Annotated in this window: 18 protein-coding genes; 5 read left to right on the top strand and 13 right to left on the bottom strand. The window is 30.5% G+C overall.

Translation table 11 applies throughout. From position 1 onward, the window contains the following. Positions 1 to 32: 32 nt before the first annotated feature. Complete coding sequence (locus tag CLCHR_RS00665) at positions 33 to 617, bottom strand: 5-formyltetrahydrofolate cyclo-ligase (RefSeq protein ID WP_079437728.1); 585 nt, start codon at positions 615 to 617, stop codon at positions 33 to 35. A 285-nt stretch (positions 618 to 902) separates the two neighbouring features. Between CLCHR_RS00665 and CLCHR_RS00660 the strand changes: the two genes are divergently transcribed. Beyond that, entirely contained in the window at positions 903 to 1520 is a 618-nt protein-coding gene (locus tag CLCHR_RS00660) for a HutD family protein (protein ID WP_079437727.1), read from the top strand. A 74-nt stretch (positions 1521 to 1594) separates the two neighbouring features. Here the strand turns inward: CLCHR_RS00660 and CLCHR_RS00655 are convergent, their stop codons facing one another. The 3 genes from CLCHR_RS00655 to CLCHR_RS00645 all read right to left on the bottom strand — a co-directional run bounded on the left by CLCHR_RS00655 (position 1595) and on the right by CLCHR_RS00645 (position 5129). Continuing rightward, entirely contained in the window at positions 1595 to 2017 is a 423-nt protein-coding gene (locus CLCHR_RS00655; RefSeq protein ID WP_079437726.1) for a hypothetical protein, read from the bottom strand. Between the two features lie 274 nt (positions 2018 to 2291). After that, the gene (rbr, locus tag CLCHR_RS00650) at positions 2292 to 2879 is read right to left on the bottom strand and encodes a rubrerythrin (RefSeq protein ID WP_079437725.1); all 588 of its coding nucleotides are present in this window, start codon (positions 2877 to 2879) and stop codon (positions 2292 to 2294) included. Between the two features lie 246 nt (positions 2880 to 3125). Next, positions 3126 to 5129, bottom strand: coding sequence for a methyl-accepting chemotaxis protein (locus tag CLCHR_RS00645; protein WP_079437724.1), 2004 nt, complete (start codon positions 5127 to 5129; stop codon positions 3126 to 3128). 454 nt (positions 5130 to 5583) lie between these two features. On the opposite strand from CLCHR_RS00645, the gene CLCHR_RS00640 reads away from it, so the two are divergent. Next, on the top strand, positions 5584 to 6255 hold the full coding sequence (locus CLCHR_RS00640) for a helix-turn-helix transcriptional regulator (protein ID WP_079437723.1): 672 nt from the start codon (positions 5584 to 5586) through the stop codon (positions 6253 to 6255). A 125-nt stretch (positions 6256 to 6380) separates the two neighbouring features. On the opposite strand, the gene CLCHR_RS00635 is transcribed toward CLCHR_RS00640, so the two are convergent. Continuing rightward, the gene (locus CLCHR_RS00635; protein ID WP_079437722.1) at positions 6381 to 8642 is read right to left on the bottom strand and encodes a glycogen/starch/alpha-glucan phosphorylase; all 2262 of its coding nucleotides are present in this window, start codon (positions 8640 to 8642) and stop codon (positions 6381 to 6383) included. Between the two features lie 314 nt (positions 8643 to 8956). Here CLCHR_RS00635 and CLCHR_RS00630 point away from each other — a divergent pair, with 314 nt between their 5' ends. Continuing rightward, a complete protein-coding gene (locus CLCHR_RS00630; RefSeq protein WP_079437721.1) occupies positions 8957 to 9286 on the top strand; it encodes a cupin domain-containing protein in 330 nt (109 codons plus the stop codon). Positions 9287 to 9603: 317 nt separating this feature from the next. Here the strand turns inward: CLCHR_RS00630 and CLCHR_RS00625 are convergent, their stop codons facing one another. The 3 genes from CLCHR_RS00625 to CLCHR_RS00615 all read right to left on the bottom strand — a co-directional run bounded on the left by CLCHR_RS00625 (position 9604) and on the right by CLCHR_RS00615 (position 11723). Continuing rightward, positions 9604 to 10473 (bottom strand): formate/nitrite transporter family protein, encoded by an 870-nt coding sequence (locus CLCHR_RS00625; RefSeq protein ID WP_079437720.1) that lies wholly within the window; start codon positions 10471 to 10473, stop codon positions 9604 to 9606. Positions 10474 to 10684: 211 nt separating this feature from the next. Beyond that, complete coding sequence (locus CLCHR_RS00620; protein ID WP_079437719.1) at positions 10685 to 11221, bottom strand: methyl-accepting chemotaxis protein; 537 nt, start codon at positions 11219 to 11221, stop codon at positions 10685 to 10687. A 13-nt stretch (positions 11222 to 11234) separates the two neighbouring features. Beyond that, positions 11235 to 11723, bottom strand: coding sequence for a MarR family transcriptional regulator (locus CLCHR_RS00615; RefSeq protein ID WP_079437718.1), 489 nt, complete (start codon positions 11721 to 11723; stop codon positions 11235 to 11237). A 166-nt stretch (positions 11724 to 11889) separates the two neighbouring features. On the opposite strand from CLCHR_RS00615, the gene CLCHR_RS00610 reads away from it, so the two are divergent. Next, entirely contained in the window at positions 11890 to 12468 is a 579-nt protein-coding gene (locus tag CLCHR_RS00610) for a cyclase family protein (RefSeq protein ID WP_079437717.1), read from the top strand. A 266-nt stretch (positions 12469 to 12734) separates the two neighbouring features. Here CLCHR_RS00610 and CLCHR_RS00605 read toward each other — a convergent pair whose 3' ends face one another. Beyond that, entirely contained in the window at positions 12735 to 13622 is an 888-nt protein-coding gene (locus CLCHR_RS00605; protein WP_079437734.1) for an AraC family transcriptional regulator, read from the bottom strand. Between the two features lie 219 nt (positions 13623 to 13841). On the opposite strand from CLCHR_RS00605, the gene CLCHR_RS00600 reads away from it, so the two are divergent. Beyond that, a complete protein-coding gene (locus CLCHR_RS00600; RefSeq protein ID WP_079437716.1) occupies positions 13842 to 14597 on the top strand; it encodes an SDR family NAD(P)-dependent oxidoreductase in 756 nt (251 codons plus the stop codon). Between the two features lie 202 nt (positions 14598 to 14799). Here the strand turns inward: CLCHR_RS00600 and glmS are convergent, their stop codons facing one another. The 4 genes from glmS to CLCHR_RS00580 all read right to left on the bottom strand — a co-directional run bounded on the left by glmS (position 14800) and on the right by CLCHR_RS00580 (position 20870). Beyond that, a complete protein-coding gene (gene glmS / locus CLCHR_RS00595) occupies positions 14800 to 16626 on the bottom strand; it encodes a glutamine--fructose-6-phosphate transaminase (isomerizing) (protein ID WP_079437715.1) in 1827 nt (608 codons plus the stop codon). 602 nt (positions 16627 to 17228) lie between these two features. Continuing rightward, positions 17229 to 18374 carry a mannitol-1-phosphate 5-dehydrogenase gene (locus CLCHR_RS00590; protein WP_079437714.1) on the bottom strand — a complete coding sequence of 382 codons (1146 nt, stop codon included), beginning with the start codon at positions 18372 to 18374 and terminating at the stop codon, positions 17229 to 17231. 1 nt (position 18375) lies between these two features. After that, positions 18376 to 18819, bottom strand: a complete 444-nt coding sequence (locus CLCHR_RS00585) for a PTS mannitol transporter subunit IIA (protein ID WP_079437713.1) — start codon at positions 18817 to 18819, stop codon at positions 18376 to 18378. Continuing rightward, complete coding sequence (locus tag CLCHR_RS00580; RefSeq protein ID WP_079437712.1) at positions 18819 to 20870, bottom strand: BglG family transcription antiterminator; 2052 nt, start codon at positions 20868 to 20870, stop codon at positions 18819 to 18821. The genes CLCHR_RS00585 and CLCHR_RS00580 overlap by 1 nt, the downstream gene beginning before the upstream one ends. Positions 20871 to 20973 lie beyond the last annotated feature (103 nt).

Below are 20973 nucleotides of genomic sequence, written 5' to 3'. Positions count from 1 at the left end.
CCCATATATGTAAGTTATCCACTATATATGCACTACCCAATAAATTCTTTTTCAGTAATAATAAAATCTACCGGAACATCCTGTTCATTCATTGGCACTTTATCTAATACTTGAAAATTGTATGCCAATGCTAATTTTATTATTCTTTCTATATTATCTTTTGTAATTTTCTTAAAATATCTATCATAAAAACCTGCACCATAACCCATTCTACCGCCATTTCTATCAAACGCTACGCCTGGGACAACAATTAAATCTAGTTCATTGGGATTAATACACGGCTCATTCTTTGATGGCTCTAAAATACCATAATTACTTTTTATAAGGTTATCAAAGGATTTAATTTCTACAGCATCCATAATTCTCGTTTCAAATTCTGTTCTTGGTACATAAATTTTTTTATTATCTTTTAAAGCCTTGTTTATTATTAATCTAGTGTCTATTTCTGAATCATAGGATATATAAACAAATATATTTGTTGCATCCTTATAAAATTTACTTTCGTAAAATTTATTTAATATCTTTTTATCCATCTTTTCTTTTTCAACATTATCTATATCTTTACGCTTAGTTAAAATCTCTTTTCTTAATGTTTTTTTATCATTAGAGATGCTCATAATATCAGCCTCCACAATTATATTTTCGCATGTTAATAAAGATCATTTACTTCATTTATAAATAGTCTTCCACTTTGATTATTTACCATATTAATTATAATTTTACTTATTTAATTATGTTGTGTCTACGCTTTTATTCATGCCCTTATATCTAAGGAATATTTGATGTAATATATACGTGATAAGTAATATTCTATAACGAATCTAATAACTGCATTGATTATGCATATATCTTTTAATATAATAGAATGAACATATAATACGTATTTAAATAGGAGATTAATTATGAAATACGAAATTGAGTTAATACTACAAGATAAATTTAAACCAACATTTTGGTCTGGTGGTATAGCCACTGAATTAATAACGTACCCACTAAATTCTGATTATGCTAGCAGAAACTTTTTATGGAGACTTGGTGTTGCTAAAATTGATATATCAGAATCTACATTCAGTAACCTGCCAAATGTTTCACGTAAGTTTATGGTTACTGAAGGGCAAATAACTCTTAATCATGAGGGTAAATATAACAAGTTACTTAAACCCTTTGATCAAGATAGTTTTATGGGTGATTGGACAACTACAACTGCTGGAAAAGCATCCGTTTTTAATTTAATGACAAGAGAAAATTATAGCGGTGAATTAATACATCTAAATATTCCTCCTAATAATTATATTGATTTTAAATATAATGCTTTACCTAATAAAGATTTAGTCTATATCTGCTTTTATGTAGTTGATGGAAGCTTTAAATCTGATGTTGATAGTAAAAATTTCGAACTTAATTCTAAAGATTTATTATTACTAAACAACGTAAAGTTGAATTCCATACACGAATTCACTCTATGGAACAATTCTTCTAAAGCAACCAACATAATAGTAAGTATAATTTATCATAAATAAATCATTTATATAAAGGTATATCTCAAGCTAGAAATTATAGTTTGAGATATACCTCTTCATTCTTTATACTACTTTTATAGTTGCAATTCCTTAATTTCAATTTTATTCTTTTTAAAGACAACTTCTTTTTTCACTTCGTGATTTTCTATATCTATAGTAATTCTATAAATTTCAGGACACCCTTCTTCTCTCCACTTTTTCATGTATTTTGCAGTTGCATCAATATCTGTATAGTAGTTTTGATCATAGTGATCCGAAAATTCTAAGTACGATATTATACTTTTCTTATCTAGTGAAAATCTTTCCTTATCTACATTATTATATATTGGGACAAAAAATCTTAAAGGTACTTCGTATTCATATCTAGATTTTCCTTTAATAAATTTTGATTCCATAAGTGCTCTTTTGAATAAAATATTATCCTTACTAGCCTCATCAACCTTTAACTTAAATATTATCTTTCCACTTTTATTTTTTTCTAACTTCGCCCTAATCATTTGCTCACCATCTGTCTGAATTTTTGTATTACTTCTTTTATTTTATCATGACTAGGGCCTGCTGTCTAAAACTAAAAAGTGTCATTATAAGCTTTCCACTTTCTGTTCTCATTTTTATACTTGATTAATACCCTAGACATACACCAAAATTACATAAAACTCCTCGTAATTTAAATATTTTCTTTGTCAAAAAGTAATATAAAAAAGAAACACTTATCCTTTTTAACAAGTGTTTCCTTTTAAATACATATCGTTAAGTTATCTCATATTATGATTAATAATTTTCTAAAAATACTTCAAAATATCCTTGTGGATGCACACAAGCAGGACATGCAATAGGTGCTTCTTGCCCCTCGTATATATACCCACAATTATTACACTTCCAAAGAACCACTTCATCCTTTTTGAATACTGTTCCTTCTTCTATGTTTTTCGCAAGCTTTTTATATCTAATTTCATGTCTCTCTTCAACTTCACTTATTTTCCTATAAGCTACTGCAACTTCTGGATATCCTTCTTGTTCAGCAATTTCTGCAAAACTTGGGTATAGGTCTGTCCATTCTTCATTTTCGCCTGCTGCTGCTGCAAGCAGGTTCTTTAATGTTTTATCATGAAAAGAAACAGGAAAAGACGCCTGTATTTCTATCGCCTCATCGACATAATCAGTTTTAAGAAATTTATAGAATCTTTTTGCATGTTCTTTTTCTTGTTCTGCAGTTTCTATAAATATGTTAGCAATTTGCACAAATCCCTCTTTTTTAGCAATACTTGAATAGTAAGTATATCTAGTTCTTGCCTGACACTCTCCAGCGAATGACTTCATTAAATTCTCTGCTGTTTTACTTCCTTTTAAACTCTTCATCGCTCTACCTCCCATGATTTTTCTATAAATTTATATACTAATTTATACCTAAATTATACCATTATATCTACAATTCATCCAGATTAACTTTTAACCTCCTTTCCTTTAGCCTATTACTAATTATGACGTAGATATTATATCCTCATAAAATTATCCAAATATAATATTTAACCTATAAAGAAAAGGAAATCAAGTTTTCATTTCTTAATTTCCTTTATTACTTATACATATATAATATTCTATTTATTAATCTAAATTAAAATTATTTAGTTCCGTATCTAATTTTTCCGCTAATACTTGGAGTTCATCTGCATATTTTGTAAATCTATCCATGGCAGCAGTTATTTCTTCTGTTGATGCTGTCACTTCTTCTGATGCAGAAGCTGTTTCCTGTGATATAGATGATATATTCTCTATTTCTGATACTGCACTTTGCTTCCTTTTATTTATTTCTACTATAGCTAATTTTACTTCTTCAACTTTATTAATCATTGTTCCAATTGAATTAAGGATCTCACTAAATATTTGTTGAGTCTCGCTTACTGCCAAATCTTGCTCGATAACTATGCTCTCCGTAGATTTAATAGCACTTACAGCTGTATCAGATTTCTTCTGTATGTTTGCTATAATTACCTTAATCTCTTCTGTTGATTCCTTAGATTGTTCTGCAAGCTTTCTTATCTCTTCTGCAACGACTGCAAATCCCTTACCTGCTTCTCCGGCACGTGCTGATTCTATACTTGCATTTAGTGAGAGAAGATTTGTCTGCTCTGTTATTTGAGATATTGTTTCAGATATTGTATTTATCTTTTTAGTACTTTCATTCATATCTTGTACTATATCATTAACTTCAGAAGTAGCTGTTTTGGTTTTATGTGATTTTTCTATTAAAGTATCAATCATAGATAATCCTTTATCACCTAAATCCTTAGCACTTATAGAAAGCCTGTCCATTTCGTTTGAGTTTACGCTGATTTCATCTAATCCATCTGATAAATTATTCATCTGCGCAACTCCATTTTGAGCATTTTGCGCTTGATCGGTAGCACCTTGTGAAACCCCTTCAATTGCTCTTGCAACTTCTCCAATTGAAGCTGTTACTTCTTCTGACATACTTGCAAGGTTTGATGACGTTTCCAACACTATTCTAGATGATGTTGTAACATTATTCATTAGCCCTGATATATTTTTCATCATTCCATTAAAAGAATGAGCTAAATCCATAAATTCATCATTTGTTGATGACGATATAGATACTGTTAAATCACCATTCGATGCTTTTTCAAATACTTCTTTTAATTTCTTAATATTTTGAGCTATCCCCTTACTTAAGAATAAAGATAATACTATAGAAATCAAGAAGATCACTAATACTATAATTAATGTTGTAATCCATATTGAATATGTGTCATTTGTTATTTCTTTCTCATCTATCGTGGCCACCATTTTCCATCCAGTAACATTATTGGTCTCATATACTCCAAACTTATTTGCATTATTATATTCATAAGCTACAAAACCTTTTTCTGATGTCTTCACTTCATTCCAAATTGAAAGTTTAGATGCTGCATCAGTACCTACTACGTCTTTGTTAGGATGTGCTATAATGCTCTTACCTTCAATATCAGAGATAAATACGTATCCTGTAGTTCCTACTTTTTTTGTGGCTACTTTTTCAGTAAGTGTTTCTAATGAAACATTCATTGCACATACGCCTATGACTCTTCCGTCTCTTTCTACTGTCTTTGCTAGTGATACAACACTTTTACCAGTTTGAGCATCTTTAAATGGTAGAGTCACTATCACTTTCCCTCTGTTATCCATAGCCTGCTTATACCAAGGCCTTTCCCTAGGATCAAATCCTTCAGGCATTTTATTATTAGGATATATTTGAAACTGCCCATCAACTGTCCCAAAGTATGAACTAAATATATTATTATTACTTTCTTTTACACCACGTAAAAGGTCTTGTATATATGTTGCCTGTTCGCTATCATCAGCATTAACGAAATTATGATTTGTCGATAGAATATTAATTATACTGCCAAACCCATTAAAATAATTATTGATACCATCATTTACTTCTAAAAGTGTCTGTTGACTTGTCACCTTTAATTTTTCATTAAGAATTGATTTGGCCTGCATATTTGCACCATATCCCAAAATAAGTAGTGGGATTATACATATTCCTACTAAGCTAATAATGAGTTTACTCCGGATGCTGTTAAGTTTAATTTTTTTCTTCTTCATCATAAAACCTCTCTTCACAAATAATATAATTCACAATTTAATATAAAGGTAAATTACTATCGTCCATTTTTATATTGTTCTATAGTTTCAACAATATGTTACATATTACTTTTATTATCGCACCATAATCCCATCTCTTTACTTTATTGCAGCAATATTATTAATTTTTTATCGACAAAAAAGTCGAAAAAAGAGTATAAATTCATTTTATCTAAATTCGAAACAAAGATCTCTTTGTCAGATAATTGATCTCTTTTTAATTTCTGATTTGCAAGTCCCTCATATTTACTTATTTCTTTAAATCATATTCCCTAAGCAATATGCTCCAACAATAATTACTAACCTCAATTGCAAAAAGCTGATTTATCTTGATTCTATTTGTATACTTTTAATATAATATGTATATATACCATAAAAATATATACATTAATAACTATGTGGAGGAGGATGCATCTTGGACAATTCTTTCAAATCTGATATGAGTATTTTTAATAATGATATATCCTTTCTAATTGAACTTAGAGCCAAGCCACAAATATTAGAAATAGTTACACAGAAGCATTTAGCAGAAATTTCTGACGAAATACCTATACAAGATAAGAAAAATGATTTAATTATTTGGAATGCAATGTATACTCGGCAAATAGTTGAAAATGGAATTCTAACTAGGTACCTTCATCCTGTATATAACAAGTTTTATGATTTAATTCCAACCCTCAATACTTTGCAATCCCTTCAAGATCTTGAAATACAAATGATAGATACATATATAAACTTGCTTATAAATGATGTCGAAGTAAAAGATAACTTTGTTATAAATAGAATTTTAAAACATCTTCATCTAAATATTGAGAGTCAGATATCCTTGAAACAGTTATCTAGCGATTTAAATTTATCTGAGGGCTATATATCTGATTGTTTCAAAAAACATATGGGGATAACTATAATGAAATACGCAAAGAAAATAAGAATTGATAGGGCTAAGGTGTTACTTGTTACTACTACAAATAGTATTTTAGAAATTAGTTTAACGTTAGGTTTTCATGATCAAAGTCATTTTCATAAAGTCTTTAAATATTTTACTGGTGTTTCACCTTCTGAATATAGAAATAGTAATTTTGGATGAAAAACGTAGCTTTTACTAAAATAAAGAGACTAAAAATTTAGGCTCCTAAATTTTTAATCTCTTTATAAGTTTAATTCAATTCGGTATCGATACCAAATCAAACAAATTTAACTCAATATCAGAAATTACAACTTCCAAATATCTTCATTGTATTGAGCAATTGTACGATCCGAAGAGAAGAATCCTGCCTTGCTGATATTAATTAATACTTTCTTATTCCAAGTTTCCCTATCTTCATAATCCTTAAATACAATATCTTTAGTTTCAATATAATCTTCAACATCCAGTAAAGTCATAAACCAGTCTTTATTGATTAACTCTTTGTGAAGTCTTGTAAGGTTTTCTTCATCTCCAATTGCCACCATTTCATCGCTGATAATAAAATTAACTAATTCTTTGATTGCTGGCTTTTCATAGAATTTCTTAGAAACGTAATCTTCTTTCTTATAGTGCTCGATAACTGTTTCAGAAGATTCCCCAAATATATAGATATTTTCATCTCCGACTAACTCATGAATTTCAACGTTAGCTCCATCTTCAGTTCCTAATGTCAATGCGCCATTTAGCATAAACTTCATATTACCAGTACCTGATGCTTCCTTAGATGCAAGAGAAATTTGTTCTGATACATCACAAGCAGGTATTAATTTAGAAGCCTTAGTTACATTATAGTTTTCGACCATAACAACTTTTAAATACTTGTTAACCTCTGGATCATTATTAATAATTTCTTGTAAGCAAAGAATAGTATGAATTATATCTTGAGCAATTATATAGGCTGGTGCGGCCTTAGCTCCAAATATCATAGTTATAGGCGTAGTTGGCTTGTTACCGTTCTTTATATCTAAATACTTATGAATGATGTAAAGTACATTCATTTGTTGTCTCTTATACTCATGAAGTCTCTTAATTTGAATATCAAAGATAGAATTTTCATCGATTTCAACGCCTTGAGTTTCTTTTAAATATTCCTTTAATTCAAGCTTATTTGCTTTCTTGATTTCTCCAAGTTTATTTAATACTTCTTTATCGTCTATAAACTTAGCTAATTCTTCTAACTTAGTAGCATCTTTCTTATATCCTTCACCAATAAGTTCATCTATATAACTTGCTAACTTATTATTACAGTGAATTAACCATCTTCTGAATGTAATACCATTAGTTTTATTATTAAATTTTTCTGGATATATATCATAGAATGATTTTAATTCTTCTTCTTTTAAGATCTCAGTATGTAAAGCAGCAACTCCGTTTACACTGTATCCATAGTGAATATCCATATGAGCCATATGCACTCTTTTATCTTTATCTATAATAGCTACTTTCTCATCTTTAAATTTAAGCTTAACTTGGTTATCCAGCTCTCTAATGATTGGTAATAGATGCGGTACAACTTTTTGTAAATAAGCTATTGGCCATTTTTCTAATGCTTCTGCTAATATTGTATGATTCGTATAAGCACAAGTCTTTGATACTATTTCAATAGCCTCAGACATCGGTATTCCTTTTTCCCCGAGTAGTCTTATTAATTCAGGAATAACCATAGATGGATGCGTATCATTAATTTGAACTACAGCATATTCATGTAATTTATGAAGATCATGCCCGTTTTCTTCTGCTTCAAGTAAAATTAATTGAGCAGCATTACTAACCATAAAGTATTGTTGATATATTCTTAATAAATGCCCAGCCTCATCACTATCGTCTGGATATAAGAATAATGTTAAATTCTTTTTGATGTCCTCTTTATTAAAGTTAATTCCTTCTTTAACCAAAGTTTCATCTATAGTATCAATATCGAATAGACGAAGTTTATTTGAAGCCTCTTGATCATATCCAGTTACATCTATATCATAAAGTGTTGAAGTAGCTGTAAATCCAGCAAATGGAACTTCAAATTTAATGTTAGATTTGTTTAACCAGCTTTGACTTGTTATCCATGGATTCTTAACTGTGTTTTGTTTGCGATCTTCAAAAACTTGTTGAAATAATCCAAAATGATAGTTTAATCCTACACCATCTCCATTTAATCCTAAAGTTGCAATAGAATCTATGAAACAAGCCGCTAATCTTCCAAGACCACCATTTCCTAATGAAGGCTCTAATTCAACTTCTTCAATTTCAGCTAACTCCTTACCATTCTTAGCTAAAACCTCTTTAATCTCTTCATAAAGACCTAAGTTAATTAAGTTATTAGACATTAATTTACCTATTAAAAATTCAGCAGAAATATAATATAACTTTCTCTTTCCCTTATTAGCTCCCTTTTTCTTGATTGTTCCCTTTGTTAATTCTAATAATGCTAAATAGATTTCTTCGTTACTCGCCTTACTAATTACCTTGTTAAACCTTTTCTTTAAGATCTCACTTAAATTCTTTTCTAACATATAATTTCCCACCTCAATTAAATTATTTATTTTTATCCCATAGCTAGCATCTGTATCAAGTTTCACTTGATACCCATGAGTAATATCTTCGATTTAGCCTTATTATATCAATTTATATACAACTTGATTGTATATTTCACATATATTTTGTATATTTATAATGTGAATTTCAAAACATATTCTCTTTCTAGTAAGATAGGTTCAAATCTTATATTACTAATGTTGTTAACTGTTAAAAATATAAATTAATATTATGACATATTAGAAAAACATTGTATAATTTTTATAAAACACTTTATTAAGGAGATGCTTTTATGATTATAAAAAATGAAGATGCAGTTATGCAATTCCCTGATGATAACACAAATAGAAAAATTTTAGCTAATGGAGACAGCTTATTAGGTGCAAGAGTTATATTTGATAAAACAACTACTTCAGTTGTTCCTCACACTCATCCACATGACCAATTTACATACGTATTAAAGGGTAAATTAAAATTTATAATAGATGGAGAAGAAACTATAGTAACTGCTGGAGATTCTTTACTTTTCCCTTCAAATGTCCCTCATGGATGCATTATTTTGGAAGAAGGTTCGGAATTATTAGATGTATTCACGCCAACAAGAGAAGACTTTTTAAAATAATTGCTGACCTTTTATTTTAAAACTTTATAATCTGTTTTGATTTTATATGAACAATTAAAACGGCACATCACAATGCAGCATGACAACTGTACCTGTGATGTGCTCTCAAAACGTGATTAAAAATTTTTGTTATGTAATTAAAGTTGAATGACCAGAATTATCTTCTAAGTATTTATACATACCTCTGAAGCCTGCATATTTCCTATAAATATTTATATATTTTTCTATGTATATAGTAAAAAAGTTATATATATTTATATAAAAGTATTTTTCTATATACATATATACCTTTAAAAATATATTCCTAAGAATAGCATTTAAATTCTCTTATCTAAACTTTTACTGCTTTTAATATATACATACCAGTAAACTACCCCTACCAAAATGCCGCCTCCAATTATGTTTCCTAGTGTTACAGGAATTAAGTTTTTAATAAAAAATGTTTCCCAGTTCAAGTGCTCAAGTTTTTCTGGTGTCACTCCTAACACAAGAGCCGCATCCGTTAATGCCTTGCTGTTTTTAGCCAGGACACCTGCTGGAATGTAATACATATTAGCTACACAATGCTCAAATCCTGAGGTTATAAAAAGCCATATAGGAAAAAATATAGCGAATATTTTTCCTGTCATATCTTTAGCGCCATATGCCATCCACACAGCCAAACATACAAGCCAGTTACACATGATTCCAAGAAATAAACCTTGAGTAAATGTAAGCCCTACTTTATATGCCGCAATTTTTATTGTTACTGCGCCAAGCATACTATCTCCACTGTTAAAAAGACCAGACTTATTCATCATATAGGCTATAAATACAGAACCTATAAAGTTTCCGACATAAACATAAAACCAGTTTTTTAGCATTGCTTTTATACTCACTTTTTTATCTAGCACACCAGCAAGCATCATTGTATTACCCGTAAAGAGCTCTCCTCCTGCAATTAAAACCAACATGAGCCCAGTTCCAAAAACAGCACCGGCTAAAACCTTCCCTAATCCATAAGTTTCTGCCTTTGCTAAAAGGTTAAAAGATGCCATATTTGAACCCTCAGCGGCAAAGGCAATGAACGCACCTGCTAGGAATCCAAGTATAAGCATATTAATAATAGTCATCTTTGATTTCTTAATACCAGTTTGTATTATTTCTTCAGTAATTTCTAATGGTGTTAAATAATTCTTTGTACTCATTTTAAATCTACTACTCAGTTCAGACGTTACTTATTAGTTTATATTTTTACGAGTAGCTTCTCCTTTCCACATTTGGTAAATGATATTCATTATCATTTTATATAACCAGTATACTTTATTTTTTTTATATAATCAAGAAAGGATATTATATACAAGAAATTCCCGATTTGGATATCGTAAATTCTACTAGTGCAACTCTATAAGTTACTGCTTAATTCGTTATTCTTTTCAATTCATCAAACTTAGCAACTATAATATCTACCTCATTATTTACCTTAGAAAAATTACTTCTAGCTTGCTGAATATTATTTAACCTATTTTTTAATTTTTCTATTTCATCATTCGCTTCCTTCGTCAAAAAATATATCTTTTTCAGTGTATCATTCATACTTACAACTAATTCCTTTGTACCAATAGAAAGCTTTTTAACTTCATCTGCAACTACTGAAAAACCTCTGCCAGCATCACCTGCTCTTGCCGCTTCTATTGATGCATTAAGTGCCAGCAAATTAGTTCTAGATGCAACAGCATTTATTTCAGATGAAATATTTTCTATAAATTTTGTATGATTTAAGAGCTCTTCAAAGGTTGAGATGAAACTACTCACTTCATCTCCTCTACTTGCTACTTCCTCTGAAAAATTTATATTCCCCTTCATTTCGTTTAATAAATTTGATATAGTTTCAATACATTCTTTAACCTGTGTTTCTTCATTATTGACTATGCTTCTATTCTCTTTCTCTTGCATTTTCTTCTCCTCCTTAAAGTTCGCTTATTAAATCATCTAAAAAACTATTTATAATGCTTAAGCCCTCTTTATCATATTTGCTTAATATTTTCACAAACTTTTCATGTTCAATTTTATGAAGTATTTCATGTATTTTAAAGACTTCTTTCCCTTGTGCTGTCAAGGTATAATAAATTTCTTTTTTATTATTTTCCAAATGATTTCCTTTTATTAACTTTTTCTTTAACAACTTACTAGTAATCTTCGATATGGCACCTTTCGTCATATTTAATTCTTTTGCTATAAATGTTGAATTAGTCAATTGATTTTTTCCAATACACTCAATCGCGTGAACTTCTGAAAGCATTAGGCTCATATTGTTAAAATCTTTATGATCATTTTTGATTAACAAATCCTTCATTTCTTCCTCATGACTGTCTAACGAATTATTTATATTATCAAAGGCTGCTATCAATTTATTTATTGTTATATCTATCTCAAATTTTGTATTTTCTATTTTCATAATTCTGATCTCCTTTTAATTATTAATTTCTTCGGAAACAATTATATTATATTCTATTTCAAGCGCTTATTCAATATATTTTTCAAAAATAGTTTACAAGGAAATAATATTGTGATATTATAATATCGTTTCCTAGGAAATTAAATATTATATTGGAGGTTATAAAATGAAAATTGATTTAAGTTTTAAAATTGAAAAAGAAATATTGGACGAGATGCTATCTTCACTAAAAACTACTAATGAAGTTGCCGAAAGATCTGGGCATGTAGGAACCCATCTAGATGTCATGGACGGAGAATTTTCAATAGACAATATCATAACAAAAGGCAAAATATTTGATATAAGCCATATCAAAACTGGAGAGGTAAAATTAGAAGATTTAGATTTAAGCAGTGTAAAAGAAAATGATTTTATATTATTTCATTCAGGAATATTAAAGCAATATGGCTATGGTTCAAAAGAATATTTATCAACATACATTGAGTTATCTGATGAATTAGTAAATTATCTTATTGAAAAGAAAGTAAGTTTTATAGGTGTGGATATGGCGGGAGCTAAGAAGCCTAAAGATCATCCTCGCATTGACTCACATTGTGCGAAAAATGGAATTTTTATTATAGAAAATCTTGTTAATTTAGATTTATTATTAAAAGAAACTCTCAATAAATCCTTCACAGTATATACTTTCCCTATAAACATGAGCGGCTTTTCTGGTCTATCTTGTAGAGTAATAGCTGAAGTATAAATTTATAGATTCCAAGCTATCAAGCGTTGTGATATTTTGGGGTTGAAACTGTAATGGCCATATAGGTTTATATGTTCCTAATTAAAAAATACCCGGAGCAATATTGTTCCGGGTATTACCTTATTCAGGATTTTAATGATGTTTACCATTTGCTTTAGCCACTTAAGTTATTGTCCGTCCTCCTCTTTTGAAGAATAGTAATTTATGCTCGACGAGAACTTAATCGTAGAGATTAAATTACTTTAATAGAATGAAGCAACTAATTGCTAATCCCTCGCGCTTTCGATTCGTCTTAGCTTCTCAGTGTCTCTAGCTGGAGGTGCACCGAAGAAGCGGGAGTACTCTCGATTAAACTGTGAGGGACTCTGATAGCCAACTTGATATGCGGCACTAGCCACTGCATAGCCCTCAAATGCCATGAGATTTCTGGCCTCCAAAAGCCTTAACTGCTTTTGAAATTGAATTGGACTTAAACCCGTTGCCTGTTTAAACTGGCGGTGAAAGGTATTTATAGCCATACCAGACTTTAATGCGATCTCACTGATGTCAATTGACTTCGTATAGTTATCGCGAAGCCATTTTACAATCTGAGAAATCTTAGAAAAATTACTTTCTCTCAAGCCAAGTTGCCTCAGATACCATCCTTGTGGCCCCATCAGAACTCGATAAAGGATTTCGCGTTCATAAACCGGTGCAAGCGCTGGAATATCTCTTGGAGTTTTTATTAATCGTAATAACCGTAACCATGCCTCCATGAATTCGATGTCTATTTCACAAGTTGCAAACTTCTCAGAAGCAGTGGGTAAGAGGTCTTCAGGAAGATCTCTCAGCAAACTCTGAAGAACATTCTGATTTAGCTCAAGGCCTAGGGACATATAAGGACTACCATCACAGCTTGGATGTACACTCGCCGTTGCAGGAACATGTATTGGCAACACGTAATATGAAGGCCCTCTCATGGCAGTACTACGTTCCCCAATTAAAAGAATTTTTGTTCCTTGAATCGTAAAACCAATCATCGGCTTGTAGAGTGCTGTGAGCTGATGTGTTGGAATGTCTCCCTTAATCATGCTTAGCCCTGGTACTCCAGTTTCAATTGGTCGAGTGCCTGCTATTTTCATTAGGTCGATAATTTCATCTAAAATTTTATTCATGCACATATTCTATCACATCACTTTCTATTTTTCAACTGAACCCCAAACCCCAGGGCATTTTTAGGCTTTTTAAAACACAAAAAGCAGCGCATAATTCTAACAATTTTAATACTAGTGATATTTTTAGGCAATAAAGTGGCACCATTAGGTCTAGTTTATTTCAGCAGAAACAGCTAAAATAAAATCAAAATTGAACAACAAAACAAGGAGGATCTTATTATGAAAATTGCAATAGTAACAGGTGGAAGTAATGGAATTGGAAAAGCAACTGCACTTGAGCTTGGGAAACGCGGAATAAGCGTCATCCTCACATACAATTCCTATAAAAACAGAGCAGAGGACATTGTTAAGGAAATTGAAAAGAATAATGGCGTTCGGGCTGTAGCACTGAAATTGGATCTGACTCAAAGATTAACATTCGAAGGTTTCGTTCAGGAAGTGAAGAGGAAGCTCAAAGAAGTTTGGAATAGAACTACTTTTGATTACTTAGTAAATAATGGTGGTGTAGGTGGACCAATGATGTTCACGGAAATGAGCGAAGAGTACTTTGACAAGATTCTTAATACGAACTTCAAAGGACCAGTTTTCTTAACGCAACATCTTGTTCGATTCATGGAAGAATCTGGATCGATTGTGAATACCTCGAGCTCATCCAAGAACCAATCATTTCCTGGTTATTCTGCCTACGGTTCGTTAAAAGCAGCGTTGTCATCTTGGACTCGCTACATCGCCAAGGAACTTGCACCACGAAAAATTCGAGTAAACGCAGTTTCTCCTGGCCCTACTCACAGCAATTTTGGCGATGGAGCATTCGATAAACATCCCGAATTCATTAAGCCACTAGCTGATCAATCTGCATTCGGCCGAATAGGACAACCAGAAGATCTTGCTAAGGTCATTGTGAACTTATTATCTGATGATTTCGGCTGGGTAACAGCCCAAGACATCGAAGTGTCTGGCGGACACTTGCTTTAAGAAGATTAAAAAGATATAGCAACTCAAATTAATAATATTTATGGAATAGGCACTTCTGTAGGTTTAGAATAAAGTTTGATCAAAAAAACAATGACTGTAAATCCTATTTCTCCATAAAATTAAAGAATAATATTTTGAACAAAGTTTAATCAAAATATTATTCTTTCAATTTTTATCTACTTTTCTATATATTTATACTTTATTATTCTACAGTTACTGATTTAGCTAAGTTTCTTGGCTTATCTATATCGCAGCCTTTATTTCTAGCTGTGTAGTAAGCTAAAAGTTGTAATGCAACTACAGCTACTATTGGTGAAACTAAGTTAAGAAGTTCTGGTATTCTTATTATCTTATCAAAAATCGATTCATCTAAATCATCATTTTCATAAGCAATAGCAATTACTTCTGCTCCTCTAGCTTTAACCTCAACTATATTACTTATCATTTTTTCTCTTAATGATTTTTGAGTTAATAAAGCTATTACTTTAGTTTTTTCTTCAATTAATGCTATTGTTCCATGCTTTAATTCTCCACCAGCATAAGCTTCTGAGTGGATATATGAAATTTCTTTAAGTTTTAATGATGCTTCTATACATAATGCGTAATCAGCACCTCTTCCTAAATAGAACACATCTTTTTCGTCAGTTAAAAGATTTGCAATTTCCTCTATTTCACTAGCTCTGTCTAAGATTACTTTAACTTTTTCAGGTACTAATAATAAAGCTTCTCTTAATTCTTTATCTAATTCCTTAGTCATTAAACCTCTTAATTCACTGAACTGCATTGCTAGTAAATACATTACAACAACTTGTGTTGTATATGCTTTAGTAGAAGCCACTGCTATTTCTGGGCCTGCCATTGTATATATTACATTGTCAGCTTCTCTAGAAATACTGCTTCCTACAACGTTAGTTATAGCTAGAGTTCTAGCTCCAACTTTTTTACAATCTCTAAGAACAGCTAATGTGTCAGCAGTTTCTCCTGATTGACTTAATGTGATTACAAGAGATTTATTAGTTACTAATGGATCTTTATATCTAAATTCTGATGCAATATCAACTTCAACTGGAATTTTTGCTAATCTTTCAATAGCTACTCTTCCCATAAGACCTGCATTATACGCAGTTCCACAAGCAATTATAAAGATTCTATCTATATTATCAAGCTCTTCTTTTGTTAACTTAAAGTCTTCAAAAGTGATATCATGATCCATTGATAATCTAGATGTCATTGTATCTCTAAGAGCTTTTGGTTGTTCGTTGATTTCCTTTAACATGAATGAATCATATCCACCTTTTTCAGCAGCATCTTCATTCCAAGTTACTTTAAATACATCTTTCTTTATTTCTGTTCCGTCAGCACTAAAAATTTTAGCGCCATCTTTATCTAATACAACGAATTCTCTATCTTCTAAAAGATAAATGTCTCTTGTATAACTAATTATTGCTGGAATATCTGAAGCGATAAATGTTTCCCCTTCTCCTAAACCTACAATTAATGGACTATCTTTTCTTACTGCAACTAATTTATCAGGTTCCTGTCCACTTACTACTCCAAGAGCATAACTTCCGTTTAATCTTTCAGTCGCTTTTACAACTGCTTTGAAAAGATCTCCTTCATAGTAGTAATGAATTAAGTTTGGTATTACTTCAGTATCTGTTTGAGATATGAATTCATATCCTTGTTCTTTAAGCCAATGTCTAAGTTCAATATAGTTTTCTATAATTCCATTATGAACTACAGTAATATCTCCTTTTGAACTTTGGTGTGGATGTGAATTAATATCTGATGGTTCTCCATGAGTTGCCCATCTAGTATGACCGATACCTATTGTTCCTTCAGCTTTACCTTCTCCTAGATTATCACTTAAATTAGTAAGACGACCTTTGTGCTTTTCGATGCTTACCTTACCTTCATTAACAACGGCAATACCAGCTGAGTCATAGCCTCTATACTCTAACTTTGATAACCCATCTACTAAAAAAGATTTTGCTGATTTACTTCCAAAATATCCAACTATTCCGCACATATTTATTCTTCCTCTCTTTTTTCACATATTAAATTTTATTCTTCTTTTAATTTCATTCTAGCCAAATAAAAAAAGGCATAATAATCCTAGAAATTAAAACTAAAACAAAGGTTTTAACACCAAGCTGAATTTGTGCTGCAAATCGCTTTACAGTTTTACCAGCCGTTTACGGTAGTGCGATACCGTGGGGCACCCGCCGAAGTTTCGATACTCCCCAACCTCGTCAACGTAAGTGAAAGTCCAAATCTTCGATTTGGTAGCTTGAACTTACTCAGCGAACGAATGTGAGTCGAGTTTCCTTTAACAAAAAACCATCTTTTCACTAACTTCATTTCTAACTGAGCATCACTTAGTCCTGGCGCTTTTTTGAATTTAAAAATTTCTCTTACCTATACTCTTCACCTCCACATTTCCTTTTATGCCTCTTTGACTATTTTATCATATTATTTTCAATTGTCTATATTAATATATATATTTAAATATTACTTTTTGGTTACATTACAAATTCATAAACATTTAATGTAATTTATTGAATTTTAATAATTATTTTTACTAATCCGACATATTTTAAGGTGGATAAAAATCCACCTTAAATTTATTTCCTATATTGCTAAAACATCTTCATAAGCTTTTTCTATTCTTTCCAATAACTCATCATCGCTTATATTAGCTACCTCTGCCACAGCGCATTTTATGCCCTTTTCTTTTATTAGTTCTTGTAGTTTTACACATTGAGCATCCTCTTCATTCTTATAGTGAAGAGCTGCACCAACTCCTAATAATAGATTATCTACATCTAAGTCAAAGCCTTTAGCAGTCATTAATGGTTTTATTAATCTATCGCTATCACTTAATTTTCTAAGTGGCTCTCTTCCAACTCTTGATACATCATCTTTCAAATAAGGATTTTTAAATCTTCCAATGATTTTATCAATATATTTAAAATGAGCTTCTTGATCAAGTTTATGTTTTTCTACTAATCCCATTCCACTTTCTTTCATAGCATTTTTAACAACATTATATATCTTTTCATCCGCTATACTTTCATCTATTGTACTATAACCTTTCAAATTACCAATGTATGCTGTAATTGCATGCCCAGTATTTAATGTAAATAATTTTCTTTCTATATATGCCATTAAATTATCTGCTAAATTCATGCCTTCTATTGCTGGAATTTCTCCTTTAAATGCTTTTTCTTCAACATTCCATTCATAGAACTTTTCAACTACAACATCTAAGATATTTTCACTTTTTACTGGCGGAACTATTCTATCTACTGAACAATCTGGGAATCCAACAAATTCTTCTAAGTAAGCTTTTTCTTCTTCATTTAAACATTTTTCAACTTCAGCTTTTAACTGCGAACTTGCTTTTATTGCATTTTCACATGCAATAATATTTAATGGTGTTTTAATTCCAGCTTCTTTTCTAAGTTGTATTCCTTTAGCAATTGTAGGCGCTATTCTTGGCAATACCACTAGGCCTACTGCAGTAGTTATAATATCAGATTCCTTTATTTCTTGTAAAACTTCATCATTTATTGAGATAACTCCGCTTATATTTTCAACAACTACTTCTTCACACTCTACATCCATAACATGTATTGTGTATTTTTTATCTTCATTGATTTTATCGATTACTTCTTTATTCACATCTGCAAAAACTACATGATATCCAGCTTTTGAAAGTAACGCACCTATGAATCCTCTTCCTATGTTTCCTGCTCCAAATTGAATCGCCTTCATATTACATTTCTCCTTCTTCAGATATAATTTCCATTATTTCTTCTGGAGTTTTTGCATTTCTAAGTTTTTCAACGTTTTCTTCATATTGAATAGTTAAAGCTATTTGAGATAATATCTCCATATGCTCATCACCTTTTCCAGCTATTCCTATTACTATATATGCAGTGTTACCTTCGCCAAAATCTACTCCATTAGGATATTGTGCTATTACTATTCCTGTTTCAAGTATTTCCTTTTTATATTCATTCATACCGTGAGGAATCGCGACTCCATTTCCCATGTATGTTGTAACTTCTTCTTCTCTTGCTTTCATTCCTTCTATATAATTATCTTTAACGTAACCTCCATCTATTAGAAGCTTACCAACTCTTTCTATTGCTTTGTCCTTAGATTCTGACGCAACATTTAATACTATTCCTTCTTTTACTAAAATTCCTTTTTCCATTAGTCTTCCTCCTCGTTATTAATGATATTAATTAAATAATCTCTAATATCTATTGCATTACTTAGTTTTAGTGTTTCAATAAATTCTTTCTTTTCTATTAATGAAACACTTATCTTTCCAAGAATCTTAAGTATATAATTACTTTCAGCATTTCTTGCAAACATAACTATAAATGTATCTACTTGTTCTGTTGAAAAGCCTATGCTCTTCATATCTAAAGGTGTATTTATTCTATATACCCCTACAAACGGAGAAGTAATTGTATCACTTCTAGTATGTATCAGCGCTACACGGCTGCCTGGTATAACTACATTACCATTTTCTTCTCGTTTAAAAATAAGTTCTCTTATTATTTCTTTGTCTCTTGCAATATTAATTTCGCGAAGATCTTCAACTATAAAATCAATTAAATCTACAAACGACTTACTATCTGATTTCTTTAATTGAAAATTCTTCACCATATTGTTAGCCAATTCATATTCATCATTTGTGACATCATTATCTCTTGTTTCTTCGAACAATTCTGATTCTTTTTTATTATTTTTTGCTTTAAAGTTGAAAATAAAATTACTGATATTCTCTATATCGGCTTCTGTCATAAAATGAGATACAACAATCACATTTTCCTTTTCTTTAAAATTAACCGGAACCGTTGATAAGATCAAATCATATTCATTTTTATTGATTATATTATTAATATCGTGTAAAGACACAACATCTATAACACCTATATCATTGAAAAGAGCCTTTACTTTATTACATAATATTCTTGCCGTACCTATACCACTTGGGCATACAACAAGTACTTTAATATTCTTTAACCTTGCTTGCTGCTTTTGAACCGAAACGGCAATATGCATAGTTATATATCCAACCTCTTCTGGAGGGATTTTAAAATTATACCTTGAAAATACTAATCTACAGGTATTTTTTATAATCTTATATAACTCTGAATAATGTTCCTTTATTTCATTAATTAATGGGTTTATAACTTTTAATCCTAAATTTAACATGTAAAAAGTTTGCCTAAAATGTTGAGCTAAGTCCTTTATTAACTGTTCATCTTTTGCTATATCCACATGTATTTTCTTCGATATCTCTTCTGTAACTTCTTTAGAGATATTCTCATAATTGATATCTGATTCTATAAGATTATTGTTATTAAATAAAACCTTATAGTCACTCAAATATAGACACAAATAAACTAATTCATCTTCAGGTATACTTATATTATTCTTTTCTAGCACTTCGCCCAAATGTTGAATTGCCTTATATTCCTGTAGCGATAGAATATTGTTTTTAATTTCATCTGGCAGAGAAATAACTTCTTCATTTTCAGTCTTTCTTATAGATAAAAGCACTTGGATGAATAAACTCAGATATTTAACATCATTCCCCTTAAGATAACCTAAATCTATTTTTCTCAATACATCCTTTACCAATTTAACAACTTCATTTCCAAAAATAACATTAAAAAAAGTTGTAATTATAGGGTCAACTTTTTCATCATATAGAAATGCTACTAAGTCCTCAAAAACTTTAAAATCAAAGAATAATTCTACTAATGTGTTTCTTTTATTCCACTCTGATCCTTGAATACTTATTCCATAACTTCGTTTTCTAATTACACATAAGTTCTTAGAAAGAAGCCTTTCTTCAATAGCATCTATATCGAGACTTATGCTTCCCATTACCACATTAAATTTATGGCAAAAGTATGATGCTTTTAAGGGTTCCTTGCTAACTAGTAACTCACAAATGATTACTATCTGTCTTTGTTCCTTACTAAATATCCATGGAATTGGAATCATTTCTAATGATTTTTTTATTTCCCCTATATTCTCTTTATTTCCTGAAATACTTAAATTCATATCCTCATCATTAAATATAACTGCACCATTTTTTTTTAAATTTTTATTTATAGACGAGATTTCTCTTAAAATTGTTCTTTCGCTAATATCAAGATCCTTTTGAATCCGTTTTATATTAAACGTTCCTTCATTCAATATTGTACTTAATATAAACTGTTGCCTAGGCGTTAAATTACTCATATACTTCACCTGATTCATTTATTATTTTTTAGAGTATTTATGACTTTGTAATACATAAAACATTCTATAGAATATTAACACGAGTGTTTAAATATCGCCAATT

It is taken from the genome of Clostridium chromiireducens (assembly GCF_002029255.1).
GTDB classification, from domain to species: domain Bacteria; phylum Bacillota; class Clostridia; order Clostridiales; family Clostridiaceae; genus Clostridium; species Clostridium chromiireducens.
Note: the sequence above shows the minus strand (reverse complement) of the source record. Positions and strands in the feature narration are given on the sequence as shown.